The organism is Enterobacter nematophilus (assembly GCF_026344075.1).
GTDB lineage: Bacteria > Pseudomonadota > Gammaproteobacteria > Enterobacterales > Enterobacteriaceae > Enterobacter > Enterobacter nematophilus.
The window spans coordinates 1,009,254-1,026,135 of the sequence record NZ_JAPKNE010000001.1; the positions used below are offsets into that span (position 1 = coordinate 1,009,254).

Consider the following 16,882-nt stretch of genomic DNA (forward strand, 5'->3'; position numbering starts at 1 on the left):
GTCACCTGCAAAATACGCAATGGAAAAAACCCGTCAACAAGAGTTAACACGCTGGCTGAAACAGCAAAGCGTTATTTCCCGCCGCTGGCTTACGATCTCCCGTCTTCTGGGGTTCGTTAGCGGTCTGTTGATTGTTGCCCAGGCATGGTTGCTGGCCCGCATTCTTAATCACATGATCATGGAGAACATTCCCCGCGAAGCGCTCCTGCTGCCTTTTATTGTTCTGATCCTGGTTTTTGTCCTGCGCGCCTGGGTGGTGTGGCTGCGTGAACGTGTCGGCTTCCACGCCGGACAGCATATCCGCTACGAGATCCGTCGTCAGGTGCTCGATCGCCTGCAGGAAGCCGGGCCCGCGTGGATCCAGGGTAAACCCGCCGGAAGCTGGGCGACGCTGATCCTTGAGCAGATCGACGATATGCACGATTACTACGCGCGCTATCTTCCGCAGATGGCGCTGGCGGTCTTTGTGCCGCTGTTGATTGTTATCGCCATTTTCCCCGTTAACTGGGTGGCGGCATTGATCCTGCTGGGCACTGCCCCGCTGATCCCGCTGTTTATGGCGATGGTCGGCATGGGTGCGGCTGATGCCAACCGCCGCAACTTCCTGGCGCTGGGCCGGCTGAGCGGACATTTCCTCGATCGTCTGCGCGGGATGGAAACCCTGCGTATTTTTGGTCGCGGTGAAGCGGAAACCGAGAATATTCGCCTGGCATCACAGGACTTCCGCCAGCGCACGATGGAAGTGTTACGCCTGGCGTTCCTCTCGTCCGGCGTGCTGGAATTCTTTACCTCGCTGTCGATTGCCCTCGTGGCGGTTTATTTCGGTTTCTCCTATCTCGGCGCGCTGGATTTCGGCCACTACGGCACGGCAGTCACCCTCTCTGCCGGTTTCCTCGCGCTTATCCTGGCCCCGGAGTTTTTCCAGCCGCTTCGCGACCTGGGGACCTTCTATCATGCCAAAGCGCAGGCCGTTGGCGCGGCCGACAGCCTGAAAACCTTCCTGGAGACGCCGCTGGCGCACCCGGAGCGCGGTGACGTGACGCTGAATGCTAAAGACCCCGTGACCATTGAAGCGCAGGACTTTTCCATTCTGTCACCTGAAGGCAAAGTGCTCGCAGGTCCGCTGAACTTTACCCTGCCAGCCGGAAAACGCGTGGTGCTGGTCGGCACCAGCGGTTCCGGGAAGAGTTCACTGCTGAATGCGTTATCCGGTTTTATGGCCTACACCGGTTCGCTGCGGATAAACAAAGCTGAACTGCGTAATCTCGATCCCGACGCCTGGCGTAAGCAGCTCAGTTGGGTCGGACAAAACCCGCAGCTTCCTGCTTCCACGCTGCGTGAAAACGTGCTCCTGGCGCGCCCGGATGCCCGTGAAGATGAACTGCAGTCCGTTCTCGACCGCGCGTGGGTCAGTGAATTTCTGCCGCTGCTCCCGCAGGGTGTCGATACCGTGGTAGGCGATCAGTCTGCCGGTCTGTCTGTCGGCCAGGCACAGCGCGTGGCCGTCGCCCGTGCGCTGCTGAACCCGTGCCAGCTGATGCTGCTGGATGAGCCCGCAGCCAGCCTGGATTCACACAGCGAGCAGCGCGTCATGGCGGCCCTGAACGCCGCTTCCTTGCAGCAAACCACCCTGATGGTCACCCATCAGCTGGAAGGCCTTGCTGACTGGGACGAGATCTGGGTGATGGAGAACGGCCGTATTGTTGAGCAAGGCGATTACGCCGCTCTCGTTGCCGCGCAGGGGCCGTTCGCCGCCCTGCTGGCGAACCGTCAGGAGGACATCTGATGCGTGCTCTGCTGCCTTATCTTGCGCTCTATAAACGCCACAAATGGATGCTGACGCTGGGGATCGTGCTGGCGATTGTAACGCTGCTCGCCAGCATCGGCCTGCTCACGCTTTCCGGCTGGTTCCTGTCGGCCTCCGCCGTTGCCGGGTTTGCCGGATTATACAGCTTTAACTATATGCTGCCGGCGGCAGGCGTGCGGGGTACCGCCATTACCCGTACTGCCGGACGTTATTTCGAGCGGCTGGTCAGCCACGACGCGACGTTCCGCGTCCTGCAGCACCTGCGCATTTACACCTTCAGCAAACTGCTGCCCCTCTCCCCTGCCGGGCTGGCGCGTTTTCGTCAGGGTGAATTACTTAACCGTGTCGTTGCGGATGTCGACACGCTGGACCACCTTTACCTGCGGGTGATCTCCCCGATAGTGGGCGCGTTTGTGGTGATTGTAGTGGTCACGCTGGGGCTGTCCGTTCTGGATGTTCCCGTTGCGCTGACGCTCGGCGGGATCATGCTGCTGACGCTCCTTATTCTGCCGCCGCTGTTTTACCGCGCCGGGAAATCCACCGGGGAAAACCTGACGCGGCTGCGCGGGGATTACCGCCAGCAGCTGACCTCCTGGCTTCAGGGCCAGGCAGAGCTGACCATTTTTGGTGCCAGCAAGCGCTACCGTGCCCGAATGGAAAGTACGGAGCTGAACTGGCATGAGGCCCAGCGCCGCCAGTCAGAACTGACGGCCTTCTCGCAGGCGCTGATGGTGTTAATCGGCGGCGTGGCGGTGATCGCCATGCTGTGGCTGGCATCCGGCGGGATTGGCGGCAACACCCAGCCAGGCCCTCTTATTGCCCTCTTCGTTTTCTGCGCGCTGGCCGCTTTTGAGGCATTGGCCCCGGTGACGGGCGCCTTCCAGCATCTTGGACAGGTGATCGCCTCTGCCCTGCGCATCACCCAGATTGCCGAACAGGAGCCTGAAGTCACGTTCAGCGCCGGGCAGACCGCCGTGCCTGAGCAGGTGGCGCTGACGCTTGATAACGTGACTTTCGCCTATGACAAGCAGGCGCAGAACGCGCTGGACGGTATCAACCTTTCCATTAATGCAGGGCAGCGGATTGCGATCCTCGGCCGTACCGGCTGCGGTAAGTCGACACTGCTGCAGCTGCTGACGCGCGCCTGGGATCCACAGCACGGTCAGATTCGTTTTAATAACACGTTGCTGACTGATTTCAGCGAGCAGGCCCTGCGCAAGACCGTGAGCGTCGTTCCCCAGCGCGTGCATCTGTTTAGCGCAACCCTGCGCGATAACCTGCTGCTGGCCGCGCCAGAGGCTTCGGACGATGATCTTCGCGCCGTACTGGAGCAGGTCGGACTGCACAAGCTGCTTGAGGACGAAGGGCTCAACAGCTGGTTGGGTGAAGGCGGTCGTCAGCTTTCCGGCGGCGAGCTACGCCGTCTGGCCATTGCGCGCGCGCTGCTGCATGATGCGCCGCTGATGTTGCTCGACGAACCTACAGAAGGGCTTGATGCGACAACCGAGAGTCAAATCCTTGATTTGCTGGCGAACGTCATGACAGGAAAAACCGTTCTGATGGTGACGCACCGCCTGCGCGGGCTGGCAAGTTTTGATCGGATAATTGTGATGGACAACGGGCACATTATTGAGCAAGGTAGTCACGCAGAGCTGTTGGCGAAACAGGGTCGCTACTATCAGTTCAAACAGCGTCTGTAGACTATATTTGTAGCGTCCTCACTCGCGTACTGGAGTTTTGCTGTCATGCGCCTGGTCCAGCTTTCTCGTCATAACATCGCGTTCCCTTCGCCGGAGGGAGCGCTGCGTGAGCCCAACGGGCTGCTGGCCCTTGGCGGTGACCTTAGCCCTGCGCGGCTATTAATGGCGTACCAGCGCGGCATTTTCCCGTGGTTTTCTCCCGGCGACCCGATTTTATGGTGGTCTCCCGACCCGCGCGCCGTGCTGTGGCCAGAGCAGTTCCATCTGAGCCGCAGCATGAAGCGATTCCATGCAAAATCACCATACCGCGTAACGCTGAATCACGCCTTTGGGCAGGTGATCGAAGGCTGTGCCGAAGATCGCCACGAAGGGACGTGGATCACCCGCGATATCGTCAACGCCTATCACCAGCTCCATGAGCTTGGCTACGCCCACTCCATTGAGGTTTGGGAAAACGGGGAACTGGTTGGCGGCATGTACGGCGTGGCGCAAGGGACGCTGTTTTGCGGCGAGTCGATGTTCTCCCGTGCGGTCAACGCCTCGAAAACCGCGCTGCTGGTCTTCTGCCAGGCCTTTGCCCAACGCGGTGGACGCCTGATAGATTGCCAGGTGCTCAATGAGCACACGGCCTCTCTCGGTGCAGTTGACATACCGCGTCGACAGTATATTGAGCATCTGGACGCCTGCCGTCAGGAGAAGCTCCCGCGCGACTTCTGGATCCCCAGGACGCTCTTTATGCCCAATGCTTAAATGTTTTCCGCATATTTTTTGTGAGGGTGTTATAATTATGCCGCAGAGTAGCTTCTGCCTGTTGCCCCGCCGCCGTTTGGGACCCTCGCTTCAGATAACGTCCTGACGTTTATCCTGTCGTCTCCCCTTTACGAATGCGCTTCCTGTTCGGTTGTACCGTGACGCTTGGGCAATGCGCCGAAACTGTTTTGCTGCGTTTTAATCGCGCAATTCTTTACTTAATTGATGAATTTCGGCATTATCTTGCCGGTTCAAAACTTGGTAGTGATACCCCAGAGGATTAGATGGCCAAAGAAGACAATATTGAAATGCAGGGTACCGTACTTGATACGTTGCCTAATACCATGTTTCGCGTAGAGCTGGAAAACGGTCACGTGGTAACTGCGCACATCTCCGGTAAAATGCGCAAAAACTACATCCGCATTTTGACGGGCGACAAAGTGACTGTTGAACTGACCCCGTACGACCTGAGCAAAGGCCGCATTGTCTTCCGTAGTCGCTAATTGTTTTCGCCTGTAATGGCAGATGAATATTTAAAAGGTCGGGATTATCCCGGCCTTTTTTATTTATGGCTTAGTGCGGCTGTACCGGTAGATGTATTGTGGTCCACGGCTGTACAGGAGTGATTAAATCCTCCGCCATAGAATGAGCCATGTCATGAAGTAGCCCCGTCAGGTGCGGCAGCATATCGCGGTCAAAATGCGAAACCAGCAGCACGTGGTTTAACGCCCGGCAGTAGTCGCATTTCGTTTCTGTATCTTCCAGCAGCCACTCTTTTTGTCGCGGTTGTTCCGCTTCGTCCTCAAATTCCACCACCTGAAAATCACGCATTGATTCCGTGAGGCCGGATTTCACCTCTTCCAGGTAAGCTCCGAGACAACGGCAAACGGGCTGCGTTTGTGGGAGTGATTTGCAGTCGAGGAGGATTTCGGTGAGCAGTTTGCAGCGCTCTGCGAGGGTTGGGAGATCGGGGTTGAGGGAGAGTTCGCTGTAAAGCAGAGAAAGATTGTTATGTTCCATTTGATTATGACTCCGTGTGAAATAATGAGATCTCCACCCGAACGCCAACTCAGGTGGCAGACTGAACCGGTTTGGCGTACCGACCCACACGGGAAAATCGGCGCTTCAAAAGAAGCCCCGGTTCAGCCCACCATAATTGAGTCTGCGGATTATATCGCTAGCTTTCAAAAGTGTGAACGAACCTGATGATAGTTGACGTATCAACATCATTTCTCGTGTGTATTCAGGACGCCAATCCCGGCACCTGATTTTGCAGGTGCGCCGCCATTTTATTACTGTGGATTTATCCAGCAACAAACTTCGAAAGAAACTGGAAAGCGCCTCGCAAAATTCCTCTGCGGCCTGTTCCCCTCACCCTAACCCTCTCCCCAAAGGGGCGAGGGGATTGTTCACTGCTCGCATTAATTTGTGGGGAACCCTCAGCCCACGGGGAGAGGGAGAAAAGCAGGCACAAAAAAGCCGGGTTAAAAACCCGGCTTTTGAACTAAAACAACTCAGTGAGCCGCTTCCGGCTTGTGCTTCGCCGCACTCTGGAAATCGTACGTCAGCTCGTTCTTCGCCTGGTCCAGCGCCACGGTGACCTGGCCGCCGTCCACCAGCGAGCCAAACAGCAGCTCGTTCGCCAGCGGTTTCTTCAGGTTGTCCTGAATCACGCGCGCCATCGGACGAGCACCCATTGCGCGGTCGTAGCCTTTCTCGGCCAGCCAGTTGCGGGCCTCCTGGCTCACTTCCAGCGACACGCCTTTCTGATCCAGCTGAACCTGCAGCTCGACGATAAACTTGTCCACCACCTGATGGATCACCTCGGTAGACAGGTGATCGAACCAGATAATGTTGTCCAGACGGTTACGGAACTCCGGCGTGAAGATCTTCTTGATCTCCTCCATCGCATCGGTGCTGTTATCCTGGTGGATCAGGCCGATGGATTTACGCTCGGTTTCACGCACACCGGCGTTGGTGGTCATCACCAGCACCACGTTGCGGAAGTCCGCCTTGCGCCCGTTGTTGTCGGTCAGCGTCCCGTTGTCCATCACCTGCAAGAGGATGTTGAACACGTCCGGGTGCGCTTTCTCGATTTCATCGAGCAGCAGTACCGCGTGCGGATGCTTAATCACCGCGTCGGTAAGCAGGCCGCCCTGGTCAAAGCCCACGTAGCCCGGAGGCGCACCAATCAAACGGCTGACGGTGTGACGCTCCATATACTCGGACATATCAAAGCGCAGCAGCTCAATGCCCAGCGCTTTGGAGAGCTGAACCGTCACCTCGGTTTTCCCCACGCCGGTCGGGCCAGCGAACAGGAAGGAACCGACAGGCTTGTGGTCATGCCCCAGTCCGGCACGGGCCATCTTGATCGCTTCGGTTAAGGCCTCAATGGCTTTATCCTGACCAAAGACCAGCATTTTCAGGCGGTTGCCGAGGGTGCGCAGCGTGTCGCGGTCGCTCTGAGAAACGCTCTTCTCAGGGATACGCGCGATGCGGGCCACCACGGACTCAATATCCGCCACGTTAACGGTTTTCTTACGCTTGCTGGCCGGCATCAGACGCGCACGCGCCCCTGCCTCATCAATCACGTCAATCGCCTTATCCGGCAGATGACGGTCGTTGATGTATTTCACCGCCAGCTCCACCGCCGCACGTACCGCTTTCGCGGTATAACGCACGTCGTGGTGCGCTTCATACTTAGTTTTCAGGCCGTTGATGATCTGCACCGTTTCGTCAACGGACGGCTCGGTCACGTCGATTTTCTGGAAGCGACGCGCCAGCGCGCGGTCTTTCTCAAAGATGTTGCTGAACTCCTGATACGTCGTGGAGCCCATCACGCGGATCTTGCCGCTGGAGAGCAGCGGTTTGATCAGGTTTGCCGCATCCACCTGGCCGCCGGAAGCCGCACCTGCACCGATGATGGTGTGGATCTCATCGATAAACAGGATGCTGTTGGTGTCCTGCTCCAGCTGTTTTAACAGCGCCTTGAAACGTTTTTCAAAATCACCGCGGTATTTCGTGCCCGCCAGCAGCGAGCCGATATCCAGCGAGTAGATAGTGCAGTCGGCAATCACTTCCGGCACGTCACCCTGCACAATGCGCCAGGCAAGACCTTCGGCAATCGCGGTTTTACCCACGCCGGACTCACCCACCAGCAGCGGGTTGTTCTTGCGGCGACGGCACAGCACCTGAATCGCACGCTCCAGCTCTTTATCGCGGCCAATCAGCGGGTCGATGCCGCCAACGCGAGCAAGCTGATTAAGGTTGGTGGTGAAGTTTTCCATACGATCCTCCCCGCCTGCTTGCTCTTCATTGTTATTGACCTGATTGCTGGAATCCGATGCCTGGTTAGGCTCGTCTTTGCGCGTTCCGTGAGAAATAAAGTTAACCACGTCGAGGCGGCTGACTTCATGTTTGCGCAGCAGATAGGCAGCCTGTGACTCCTGCTCGCTGAAGATGGCGACTAAGACGTTTGCGCCAGTCACTTCGCTACGTCCGGAAGACTGGACGTGAAATACCGCGCGCTGCAGCACGCGCTGGAAGCTGAGCGTCGGCTGCGTGTCGCGCTCCTCTTCACTGGCCGGCAGCACCGGTGTGGTTTGTTCGATGAAGGCTTCGAGTTCCTGACGCAGCGCCACCAGATCCACGGAGCAGGCTTCCAGCGCTTCGCGGGCAGATGGGTTGCTAAGCAGTGCGAGCAGTAAATGCTCGACGGTCATAAACTCATGTCGGTGCTCACGCGCTCTGGCGAAAGCCATGTTTAAACTGAGTTCCAGTTCTTGATTGAGCATAGGCACCTCCCCCAATTTTATGCCTTATCAGGCCTTTTCCAGCGTACACAGCAACGGATGCTCGTTCTCCCTCGCATAGTCGTTCACCATCGCCACTTTGGTTTCCGCCACCTCGGCGGTAAAAATGCCGCAGATAGCTTTGCCACGATAATGAACGGTAAGCATCAGTTGCGTTGCACGTTCTACATCATAAGAAAAGAACTTTTGTAGCACGTCAATAACAAATTCCATCGGCGTGTAATCATCGTTCATTAACATAACTTTATACATAGATGGCGGTTTTAGCGCGTCACGCACTTTGTCTTCCGCCAGCTGGTCAAAATCCAGCCAGTCGTTGGTCTTACCCATTTTGCATAACCACTTTGAATCTACCTCAGATGTTAGATAACAATCATCTATTACTGTCATCCGCGATGTCTGTCACAAACTGTTGCAATAGCGTTAACTGCTTCAAACTTTGGTTGATTATTGTCCCAACTCCAGCGCCAAACGCTTGACGACGTCTTTCGTTTATCTAAATTGTACAAGCGTGAGATGGCGAGGTTTTGAACAGCCCCCACTCCACCACCGGTTCATTCCATCTTAATTTATAAGATTTACGAAGGATGTCGAAGCATGGAAATGGGTACTGTTAAGTGGTTCAACAACGCCAAGGGGTTTGGCTTCATCTGCCCCGAAGGCGGCGGCGAAGATATCTTCGCTCACTATTCCACCATTCAGATGGATGGTTACAGGACGCTCAAAGCCGGGCAGTCCGTCCGGTTCGATGTACACCAGGGACCAAAAGGCAATCATGCAAGCCTAATCGTACCCGTTGAAGCAGAAACGGTTGCATAGCTCTCTGTTTTATTGTGTACATCACGCAGTCAAAATGCCAGCCCGATCGGCTGGCATTTTTATTTTCGGGTTATTCCCGAGCCAGCGCGTCCACCGGATCCAGCCGCGCCGCGTTGCGCGCAGGCAGCCAGCCAAACAAAATCCCGGTAAAGGTGGAACACAAAAACGCGGTGAGTATTGCCATCGGCGAGAAGCCAATCTCCCAGCCGGGTAAAAAGAGCTGGAGCGCAAAGGCAATCATCATCGAGAGCGCAATGCCCATCGCGCCGCCCACCAGGCATACCAGCACCGCTTCAATTAAAAACTGCTGAAGCACGTCGCTGGCCCTGGCCCCGACCGCCATGCGGATGCCAATCTCCCGGGTGCGTTCAGTTACCGACACCAGCATGATATTCATCACCCCGATACCGCCGACAACCAGCGAGATCACCGCCACTAGGGTCAGGAACAGCTGAAGAGTACGTGTGGTCTTTTCCGCCGTTTTCAAGAGGCCGTCCATGTTCCAGGTGAAGAAATCCTTCTTCCCGTGGCGCAACGTTAACAGCCGCTCCAGCTGCTGTTCCGCCAGCGTGCTGTCATAGCCCTCCTTCACGCGCACGGTGATGGAGTTAAGCCAGGACTGGCCCATAATCCGCCCGGAGATGGTGGTATACGGCAGCCAGACGCGCAGGATCTTGCTGCTGCCGAACATCGACTGCTTCTCTTCCGCCACCCCGATAACCGTGGCAGGCATGTTGCCGACGAGGATCACTTCCCCCACCACGTTCGCTTTATTGGGGAAAAGCTGCCTGCGCGAGTTGGCGTCCAGCACCACCACCTGCGCCCTCCCCGCCAGCTGTTCGGCGTTGAAGGTGGCGCCTTCGCTGAAGGTCATGCCGTAGACGTTGAAGTAGTCGCCGCTCACGCCGTTGGCGCTGGCCGCTACGTCGATGTTGCCGTAGCGCAGACGCAGGTTTTGCGAGACCGCAGGCGTGGCGGAGTTCACCCACGGCTGCTTCTGGATGGCCGCCAGATCGTCATACTTGAGCGCCTGCTGATACTGCGGCTCGTCGTCGCCGAAGTCTTTGCCGGGATAGACGTCAATGGTGTTCGTCCCGATGGCGCGAATATCCGCCAGCACCAGCTGCTTGGCCGCATCGCCCACCACCACAATCGACACCACCGAGGCGATACCGATAATGATGCCGAGCATGGTGAGCAGAGTGCGCATTTTATTGGCCGCCATCGCCAGCCAGGCCATGGTCAGCGCTTCACGAAAGCCGCTGGAGAACTGCGCCCAGCCGGTCGACGCTGGCAGCGCTTCCTTCGGTGCCGCCTTTCTGGACTCGCGCGGCGGCGGGTTGCTCACCAGCTCGCCGTCGCGGATCTCAATAATCCGTTCGGCCTGCGCCGCCACCTGCGGATCGTGGGTAACGATAATCACCGTGTGCCCCTGGTCGCGCAGCTGGTGCAGGATTGCCATCACCTCTTCGCCGGAGTGGCTGTCGAGCGCCCCGGTCGGTTCATCCGCGAGGATCACCTGCCCGCCGTTCATCAGCGCGCGGGCGATACTCACGCGCTGCTGCTGGCCGCCGGAAAGCTGCGACGGCTGGTACTCCACCCTCTCCGCCAGCCCCAGTCGCGTTAACAGCGCCTTCGCGCGCTCAAGGCGTTTCTTCCGCTCGACGCCCGCATACACCGCGGGAACCTCCACGTTCTGGGCCGCACTCAGGTGCGAGAGCAGATGGTAACGCTGGAAGATAAAGCCAAAGTGTTCCCGGCGCAGCTTCGCCAGGGCGTCGCCGTCCAGCGTCGAGACGTCCGTCCCGGCCACGCGGTACGTGCCGCTGGTGGGCTTATCCAGACAGCCGAGAATGTTCATCAGCGTCGATTTACCAGACCCCGACGCGCCGACGATCGCCACCATCTCACCCGCCTCCACGCGCAGGGAGATGCCCTTCAGCACCTCCACCGGGCCGTCGCCGGACGGATAGCTGCGACGAATGTCGTTCAGCTCAAGCAGCGCGGTCATTTAGCGGCTCCGGGCAGGCTTTCGCTGACAACAACCTCCTCGCCCTCTTCCAGCCCTTTTACCACCACCACGTCGGTGTCGTTGCGCGCGCCAATCACCACCTCGCGCTCGCGCGTTTCGCCGTTGCGCAGCACTTTCACCTTGTAGCGATTGTCCCCGGCGGATTCACCCAGCGCGGAGAGCGGAACGGTCAGCACGTTCTTCACGCCGGTCAGCTGGATGTGCACCTGGGCGGTCATGTCCAGGCGCAGCACGCCCTTCGGGTTTGGCACTTCAAAACGGGCATAGTAGAAAATGGCGTCGTTAACCTTTTCCGGCGTCGGCAGAATGTCTTTCAGCACGCCTTCGTAGCGGGTCTGCGGATCGCCGAGTACGGTAAACCAGGCGTTCTGCCCCGGCTTAAGATGGATCACGTCCGCCTCGGAGACCTGGGCCTTCACCAGCATGGTGCTCATGTCCGCCAGGGTCAGAATGTTTGGCGCCTGCTGGGCGGCAATTACCGTCTGGCCCTGCAGGGTGGTAATTTGCGTCACTTCCCCGGCCATCGGCGCGACGATCTTTGTGTAATCAAGATTGGTTTTCGCCGTATCCAGCGAGGCCTGATTACGCTTGATTTGCGCGTCAATCGTACCAATCTGCGCCTGTTTCACCGCCAGTTCAGTCGCGGCGGTGTCTAAATCCTGCTTTGAAATAGCCTGGGTTTTCGCCAGGGCCTGCTGGCGGGTCAGCGTCACCTGCGCCAGGTTACGCTCTGCCTGCGCCTGCGCACGCTGCGCGCGCAGCTCCATCAGCGTCGCTTCCACTTCGCGGATCTGGTTCTCGGCCTGTTCAGGGTCGATAACGCCGAGCAGCTGGCCTTTTTTTACCTTGTCGCCAATCTCTACCGACAGCGTTTTCAACTGGCCGCTGACCTGAGCGCCGACGTCAACCTTGCGCAGCGCGTCAAGCTTGCCCGTCGCGAGGACGTTTTGCTGCAGTTCGCCCGGGCGAACGATCAGCGTCTGGTACTGCGGTACAGGCGCGTTAAGCACCTGCCATAACCAGAATCCACCGGCTACAATCACCAGCGCCAGCAGCAGAAACAGCGTTCTGCGTTTTCCCTTGAGGTTCATAAATATTCCAAATAAATGTTCTGGCAATAATAAACGTTGATTCTATCTAAACGACTCCTTAACGAAACCCCCGTTCTCCGAAATCACCCTAATTTGTTTACAAGACGTTGATATTTCCCCTGCTGAAATAGCGGTATTCCAAAAGGCTCAGGATTTATCATGTCTTCTATCGTCGATACACCTCTTTCAAACCTGACGCAGCCGACATCCGGCTGGCAGCTCTTCAAAAACCTGGCGTTCGGCAAGATCGCGCCCGGCCTTGCATGGCAGAACCCCGCCTATCGCCGTAAGTTCATGCTGCGTTCGCTGGCGACGCCCGTGAGCACGTCTCGCCTGTTAACGAACCTCGCTAAGCAGCCGCGTCTGATGCAGATGCTGCAGGTGCAGCCCGGTCTGCCGTGTCGGCTTCATCGTCCCTGGCTGACGGTGACGATGGATCGCCAGCACGCGCTGGAATCCCTGAACTGGCACTACCAGGCCATGAGCCGCCAGCTCCCGGCCACGCTCCTGAAGGGCTATCTTTCGACGCAGGGGACTACGCTGCTGACCTTAACCGGGAAAGATGAACAGCAATTTACCGTCCGCCTGTGTGCCGATGCGTTCCTGGATAAAGAGGGAGAGGCCACCCTCACCTTCTGCGACGATCAGAATACGGTGCTGGCGGAGCTAACCTTTACGCTCTGCCAGTTTGAAGGAAAATCGACGCTGTTCATCGGCGGTTTACAGGGTGCGAAAGCGCATGTTCCCCATGAGCTTATCCAGAAAGCGACGAAGGCCTGCCACGGGCTGTTCCCGAAACGCCTGCTGGTTGAAGCCGCCATGACGTTCGGCGCCGCATTCCCGGTCGCGCAGATTGTTGCCGTCAGTAACGCCACCCATATTTATCGCAGCTGGCGCTACCGCAAGAAAAAAGAGGGAAAACTGCTGGCCGATTACGACGGCTTCTGGAGTTCCCTCGGTGGGGAAAAGCAGGAGAGCGGCCACTTTATGCTGCCGCTTGCCATGCCGCGTAAACCCGTAGAAGAGATCGCGAGCAAAAAACGCGCCGAATACCGCCGCCGCTACGCGCTGCTGGATAGCCTGATTCAGCAGGTGGAACAGGCGACCCGGCGTTAATCCGCCCTCCCGCGTGCCAGCCACAGCACGCGGGAGAACATTTTCCGCAGCAGCGTAGGAACGGCCTCCACGCCCCGCCTTCCCGCTTCCGTCGCCACTTCAATGGCTAAATCCGGTTTTGACGAGCGGTGAATAGCTTTGGCGATCACGCGGCGCATGTTCATCGGGACGTCGATTGGCACCATCGCAATGCGGTGGAACACGTCGTCAAAGCCCTGACGGTACATAAAATGCTCCATGTCCATCGCGGGCAGCATCGTTAAGTGGTCGCGCTCTTCTTCCCGCTCGTTGTTCAGCAGGCCGCGCACGGTTGAGGCATATTTTTTCCCCGCCTCGTCGCCGTCCACCAGCACATGCCATTCAATTCCCATTCGGCGGGCAAATTTTATCAGCGGTTTTAATCCCGACTGGGCAAATTCGATCACCTTAATGCCTTCGGCATCAAAATGGTGGCCGCACTGGCGCGCCAGTTCGTTGATGACCCAGGTCTCCGTTTCCCCCTCCACCAGCAGCCAGCAGCGGGCGAAGAGCGACGAGGCGCGATTAAAGCGAATGTGAAACGCGATACGCCGCCCGTCTTCGGCATTCATCCCGCCGGGCCCGAGGCGGTACGCGGATACGCGGGAGGACTCGCGCACCAGACGGCAGATGTGCTCCACCGGCGTCAGCGATAGCAGCTCGCCGGAATTGGTGGTGGTAATCCGCTGGAGCGGCAGCAGATTCAGCAGGTGCCACGCCACGGAGAGCATGATGGGGTGCAGGCGCGTTTCCGGGTCTTCCACCAGCAGCAGCGGGCGGGCATCCCGGTCAAGACGGACGGTGCCCTTCGCCTGCAGAAGCGTTGAAAACAGCCCCAGCAAAATCACCCGATGGGTACGCCCGCCGGGCCGGTCGATCATCCGGTTGATGATGTCGAGATAGCGCCAGCTGCGCTGCTCATCATGAGAACGACGGCGCATCAGACGATGGCGCGACTCCGACGTGCCCTGCTCGGAAAAATAGTGCTCCAGCAGCTGCACCATCGCGGACAGCCCCTGACGAATCTGACCATCGGTGAGGTTCTGCGGACGCGACACCAGCTCTCGCGCCAGGAAATCCAGCTCGCGGGCGGTGACTTCCACTTCCGGCATATTCGGTACGGTGCCGTTACGAATACGGCGCATAAAGCGCGCATCGCGCAGGCGTAACACCGGCGTAAGGCGGATAAGGTGACGCGCAAGATCGTCGATATTCTCCAGCGGGATCGGGTTGGCTTTCTCATCGAGGAATTCACGCAGGGTCAGCACCCCCTCGCTTTCCGCCATCTCACCTTCCAGTCGATAGAAAATCCGGTGGAAGCCGTCGTCGCAGGGCACCCAGCAGGGCGATAGCGGGCGGAAGCGACGCACGCGGTGACGGCCGGGCTCGGATTCGCGGAACGTCAGGATGATATGCAGGTGCTTCTCGCGGCCTGCGATATCGCCGGGCGGGAACCAAAAATCATCGTGGACGAAGTGATACAGCTTGTCTTCGGGTGAGAGCAGCAGCGTCAGCGCATCAAGCAGGCTGGACTTGCCCCACGCGTTCTCGCCGATCAGGACGTTGTTCTGCTCCAGCTGTAGCGACAGGCGGTTAATACCGCGAAACCCGACAATTTCCACACGTTCGAGAAGCATAAATCCCCCGCGAAATGATCACTTTTTCCTTTAAGTTATCAGCAGTATAGCGGCAGGAACCCTGGCACGACAGCAGAAGATTCGCGCTTGCGAGATTTGAACTATGCTCTATTTACCGCTGACTTGAACAAGGATTGACATCACATTGCCTTAAATCAAATTAATCGAATTTATTTAAGTGGCGAAGGGATGTTGTTGGTTTCTAAAATACGGGCTCTTTGAGTCGTCATCCCTTTATGGCGATATATCCCGCGCGCGGGAAACGCGTGGAAAATTATTTTGAGGTGGTTATGTTTAGAAAATTGGCAGCAGAATGCTTTGGTACATTCTGGCTGGTATTTGGTGGCTGCGGTAGCGCCGTTCTGGCAGCAGCATTCCCGGAATTAGGTATTGGTTTTGTCGGCGTCGCGCTGGCATTTGGCTTAACCGTATTAACCATGGCTTTCGCCGTGGGGCATATTTCCGGCGGTCATTTTAACCCGGCGGTGACATTAGGCTTATGGGCGGGCGGGCGTTTCCCGGCGAAAGAGGTTATTGGCTACATCGTGGCGCAGGTGGTTGGCGGTATTATTGCGGCAGGCGTTCTGTACGTCATTGCCAGCGGTAAAGCGGGCTTTGACGCGGCGGCCAGCGGCTTCGCCTCTAACGGCTTCGGTGAACACTCTCCGGGCGGTTATTCCATGCTTTCTGCAATTGTAATTGAAATTGTGCTGACCGCAGGCTTCCTGCTGGTGATCCACGGTGCAACCGACAAACACGCGCCTGCAGGCTTCGCGCCCATTGCCATTGGTCTGGCGCTGACGCTGATCCACCTGATCTCCATTCCGGTGACCAACACCTCCGTTAACCCGGCGCGCAGCACCGCCGTCGCCATTTTCCAGGGCGGCTGGGCGCTTGAGCAGCTGTGGCTGTTCTGGGTGATGCCGATCGTCGGCGGTATTCTGGGCGGCGTGCTGTACCGCACTCTGCTGGAAAAACGCGATTAATTAAGTGCGGCCTGTAATGTCGGGTGGCGCTAAAGCTTACCCGACCTACGTGAGTGTGCACTTTGTAGGCCGGGTAAGGCGTAGCCGCCACCCGGCTTTTTTGTAGCTTTACCTTACAGCCTTTATTGGGTAGTGTCTCTGGCGCTTAACAGACACATAAAAGGACCGGCTGTTCATGTTTTCAGGACTCCTCATTATTCTCCTGCCCCTGATTGTGGGCTATCTTATTCCGCTGCGTCATGAATCGGCCTTAAAGCTTATTAACCGTTTTCTCAGCTGGATTGTTTACGTCATTCTGTTCTTTATGGGGATAAGCCTGGCCTTCCTGGATAATCTGGCGACGAATTTACTTTCCATCCTGCATTATTCCGCGGTCACCGTGGTGGTTATTTTGCTGTGCAATATTGCTGCCCTGCTCTGGCTGGAACGCACTATTCCGTGGAAAAATAATCATCACCAGGAGAAGCTCCCCTCCCGAATTGCAATGGCGCTGGAATCATTAAAGCTCTGCGGCGTCGTGGTGCTTGGATTTCTTCTGGGCCTTACCGGATGGACATTTTTACAGCACGCGACGGACGCCAGCGAATATACCCTGATTTTCCTGCTGTTCCTGATTGGTATTCAGCTGCGAAATAACGGTATGACGCTGAAACAGATTGTCCTTAACCGTCGGGGAATGATCGTTGCCGTTATGGTTGTCGCCAGTTCAATGGTGGCGGGCGTGATTAATGCCTTTATTCTCGATCTGCCGCTGAAGACCGGGCTGGCGATGGCCTCCGGGTTTGGCTGGTACTCCCTCTCCGGTATTCTGCTGACCGAATCCTTCGGCCCGGTGATCGGCAGCGCCGCCTTCTTTAACGATCTGGCGCGAGAGCTGATTGCCATCATGCTGATCCCGGGTCTGGTTCGCCGCAGCCGCTCGACGGCGCTGGGCCTGTGCGGCGCGACGTCGATGGACTTTACCCTGCCGGTCCTCCAGCGTTCGGGCGGGCTGGAGATGGTGCCCGCCGCCATCGTACACGGCTTTATTTTAAGTCTGCTGGTTCCCGTCCTGATGGCGTTTTTCTCCGCCTGATACCTCCATGGCGGTAGGATGCCTGCCGCCAAAATTGCG

The 16,882-nt window shown here is 57.5% G+C and carries 14 protein-coding genes; 8 read left to right on the forward strand and 6 right to left on the reverse strand.

Going from position 1 to position 16,882, the window contains the following annotated elements; genetic code table 11:
• Nucleotides 1-19 precede the first annotated feature (19 nt).
• From cydD to infA, 4 genes are all read left to right on the forward strand, one after another.
• On the forward strand, nucleotides 20-1,786 hold the full coding sequence (gene cydD / locus OSH03_RS04800) for a heme ABC transporter permease/ATP-binding protein CydD (protein ID WP_266178413.1): 1,767 nt from the start codon (nucleotides 20-22) through the stop codon (nucleotides 1,784-1,786).
• Entirely contained in the window at nucleotides 1,786-3,507 is a 1,722-nt protein-coding gene (gene cydC / locus OSH03_RS04805; RefSeq protein ID WP_266178414.1) for a heme ABC transporter ATP-binding protein/permease CydC, read from the forward strand. The genes cydD and cydC overlap by 1 nt, the downstream gene beginning before the upstream one ends.
• Before the next feature lie 45 nt (nucleotides 3,508-3,552).
• The gene (gene aat / locus OSH03_RS04810; RefSeq protein ID WP_061098712.1) at nucleotides 3,553-4,257 is read left to right on the forward strand and encodes a leucyl/phenylalanyl-tRNA--protein transferase; all 705 of its coding nucleotides are present in this window, start codon (nucleotides 3,553-3,555) and stop codon (nucleotides 4,255-4,257) included.
• 284 nt (nucleotides 4,258-4,541) lie between these two features.
• Entirely contained in the window at nucleotides 4,542-4,760 is a 219-nt protein-coding gene (infA, locus tag OSH03_RS04815; protein WP_002211347.1) for a translation initiation factor IF-1, read from the forward strand.
• Between the two features lie 70 nt (nucleotides 4,761-4,830).
• On the opposite strand, the gene OSH03_RS04820 is transcribed toward infA, so the two are convergent.
• From OSH03_RS04820 to clpS, 3 genes are all read right to left on the reverse strand, one after another.
• Nucleotides 4,831-5,277, reverse strand: coding sequence for a hypothetical protein (locus tag OSH03_RS04820; RefSeq protein WP_266178415.1), 447 nt, complete (start codon nucleotides 5,275-5,277; stop codon nucleotides 4,831-4,833).
• 494 nt (nucleotides 5,278-5,771) lie between these two features.
• On the reverse strand, nucleotides 5,772-8,051 hold the full coding sequence (gene clpA / locus OSH03_RS04825) for an ATP-dependent Clp protease ATP-binding subunit ClpA (RefSeq protein ID WP_028012550.1): 2,280 nt from the start codon (nucleotides 8,049-8,051) through the stop codon (nucleotides 5,772-5,774).
• Between the two features lie 27 nt (nucleotides 8,052-8,078).
• Entirely contained in the window at nucleotides 8,079-8,399 is a 321-nt protein-coding gene (gene clpS / locus OSH03_RS04830; protein ID WP_006174393.1) for an ATP-dependent Clp protease adapter ClpS, read from the reverse strand.
• Between the two features lie 267 nt (nucleotides 8,400-8,666).
• On the opposite strand from clpS, the gene cspD reads away from it, so the two are divergent.
• Nucleotides 8,667-8,888 carry a cold shock-like protein CspD gene (gene cspD, locus OSH03_RS04835; protein ID WP_006809408.1) on the forward strand — a complete coding sequence of 74 codons (222 nt, stop codon included), beginning with the start codon at nucleotides 8,667-8,669 and terminating at the stop codon, nucleotides 8,886-8,888.
• A gap of 70 nt (nucleotides 8,889-8,958) precedes the next feature.
• On the opposite strand, the gene macB is transcribed toward cspD, so the two are convergent.
• Complete coding sequence (gene macB / locus OSH03_RS04840) at nucleotides 8,959-10,899, reverse strand: macrolide ABC transporter ATP-binding protein/permease MacB (RefSeq protein WP_266178416.1); 1,941 nt, start codon at nucleotides 10,897-10,899, stop codon at nucleotides 8,959-8,961.
• Complete coding sequence (gene macA, locus OSH03_RS04845; protein ID WP_061098716.1) at nucleotides 10,896-12,011, reverse strand: macrolide transporter subunit MacA; 1,116 nt, start codon at nucleotides 12,009-12,011, stop codon at nucleotides 10,896-10,898. Before macA ends, macB begins: the two co-directional genes overlap by 4 nt.
• Before the next feature lie 159 nt (nucleotides 12,012-12,170).
• Between macA and OSH03_RS04850 the strand changes: the two genes are divergently transcribed.
• Entirely contained in the window at nucleotides 12,171-13,127 is a 957-nt protein-coding gene (locus tag OSH03_RS04850; RefSeq protein ID WP_266178417.1) for a VirK/YbjX family protein, read from the forward strand.
• Here OSH03_RS04850 and OSH03_RS04855 read toward each other — a convergent pair.
• Nucleotides 13,124-14,782: an ATP-dependent endonuclease gene (locus OSH03_RS04855; protein WP_266178418.1), complete on the reverse strand. Its 1,659-nt coding sequence runs from the start codon at nucleotides 14,780-14,782 to the stop codon at nucleotides 13,124-13,126. The genes OSH03_RS04850 and OSH03_RS04855 overlap by 4 nt on opposite strands.
• Nucleotides 14,783-15,072: 290 nt before the next feature.
• On the opposite strand from OSH03_RS04855, the gene aqpZ reads away from it, so the two are divergent.
• The gene (aqpZ, locus tag OSH03_RS04860) at nucleotides 15,073-15,768 is read left to right on the forward strand and encodes an aquaporin Z (protein WP_028012545.1); all 696 of its coding nucleotides are present in this window, start codon (nucleotides 15,073-15,075) and stop codon (nucleotides 15,766-15,768) included.
• Nucleotides 15,769-15,943: 175 nt separating this feature from the next.
• Nucleotides 15,944-16,843 (forward strand): LysO family transporter, encoded by a 900-nt coding sequence (locus OSH03_RS04865; RefSeq protein WP_048960573.1) that lies wholly within the window; start codon nucleotides 15,944-15,946, stop codon nucleotides 16,841-16,843.
• The last annotated feature ends 39 nt before the right edge of the window (nucleotides 16,844-16,882 follow it).

Bases quoted from the DNA above. Each gene is read 5' to 3' on its own strand.
- cydD (WP_266178413.1), top strand. From the start codon at position 20: ATGGAAAAAACCCGTCAACAAGAGTTAACACGCTGGCTGAAACAGCAA.
- cydC (WP_266178414.1), top strand. From the start codon at position 1,786: ATGCGTGCTCTGCTGCCTTATCTTGCGCTCTATAAACGCCACAAATGG.
- aat (WP_061098712.1), top strand. From the start codon at position 3,553: ATGCGCCTGGTCCAGCTTTCTCGTCATAACATCGCGTTCCCTTCGCCG.
- infA (WP_002211347.1), top strand. From the start codon at position 4,542: ATGGCCAAAGAAGACAATATTGAAATGCAGGGTACCGTACTTGATACG.
- OSH03_RS04820 (WP_266178415.1), bottom strand. From the start codon at position 5,277: ATGGAACATAACAATCTTTCTCTGCTTTACAGCGAACTCTCCCTCAAC.
- clpA (WP_028012550.1), bottom strand. From the start codon at position 8,051: ATGCTCAATCAAGAACTGGAACTCAGTTTAAACATGGCTTTCGCCAGA.
- clpS (WP_006174393.1), bottom strand. From the start codon at position 8,399: ATGGGTAAGACCAACGACTGGCTGGATTTTGACCAGCTGGCGGAAGAC.
- cspD (WP_006809408.1), top strand. From the start codon at position 8,667: ATGGAAATGGGTACTGTTAAGTGGTTCAACAACGCCAAGGGGTTTGGC.
- macB (WP_266178416.1), bottom strand. From the start codon at position 10,899: ATGACCGCGCTGCTTGAGCTGAACGACATTCGTCGCAGCTATCCGTCC.
- macA (WP_061098716.1), bottom strand. From the start codon at position 12,011: ATGAACCTCAAGGGAAAACGCAGAACGCTGTTTCTGCTGCTGGCGCTG.
- OSH03_RS04850 (WP_266178417.1), top strand. From the start codon at position 12,171: ATGTCTTCTATCGTCGATACACCTCTTTCAAACCTGACGCAGCCGACA.
- OSH03_RS04855 (WP_266178418.1), bottom strand. From the start codon at position 14,782: ATGCTTCTCGAACGTGTGGAAATTGTCGGGTTTCGCGGTATTAACCGC.
- aqpZ (WP_028012545.1), top strand. From the start codon at position 15,073: ATGTTTAGAAAATTGGCAGCAGAATGCTTTGGTACATTCTGGCTGGTA.
- OSH03_RS04865 (WP_048960573.1), top strand. From the start codon at position 15,944: ATGTTTTCAGGACTCCTCATTATTCTCCTGCCCCTGATTGTGGGCTAT.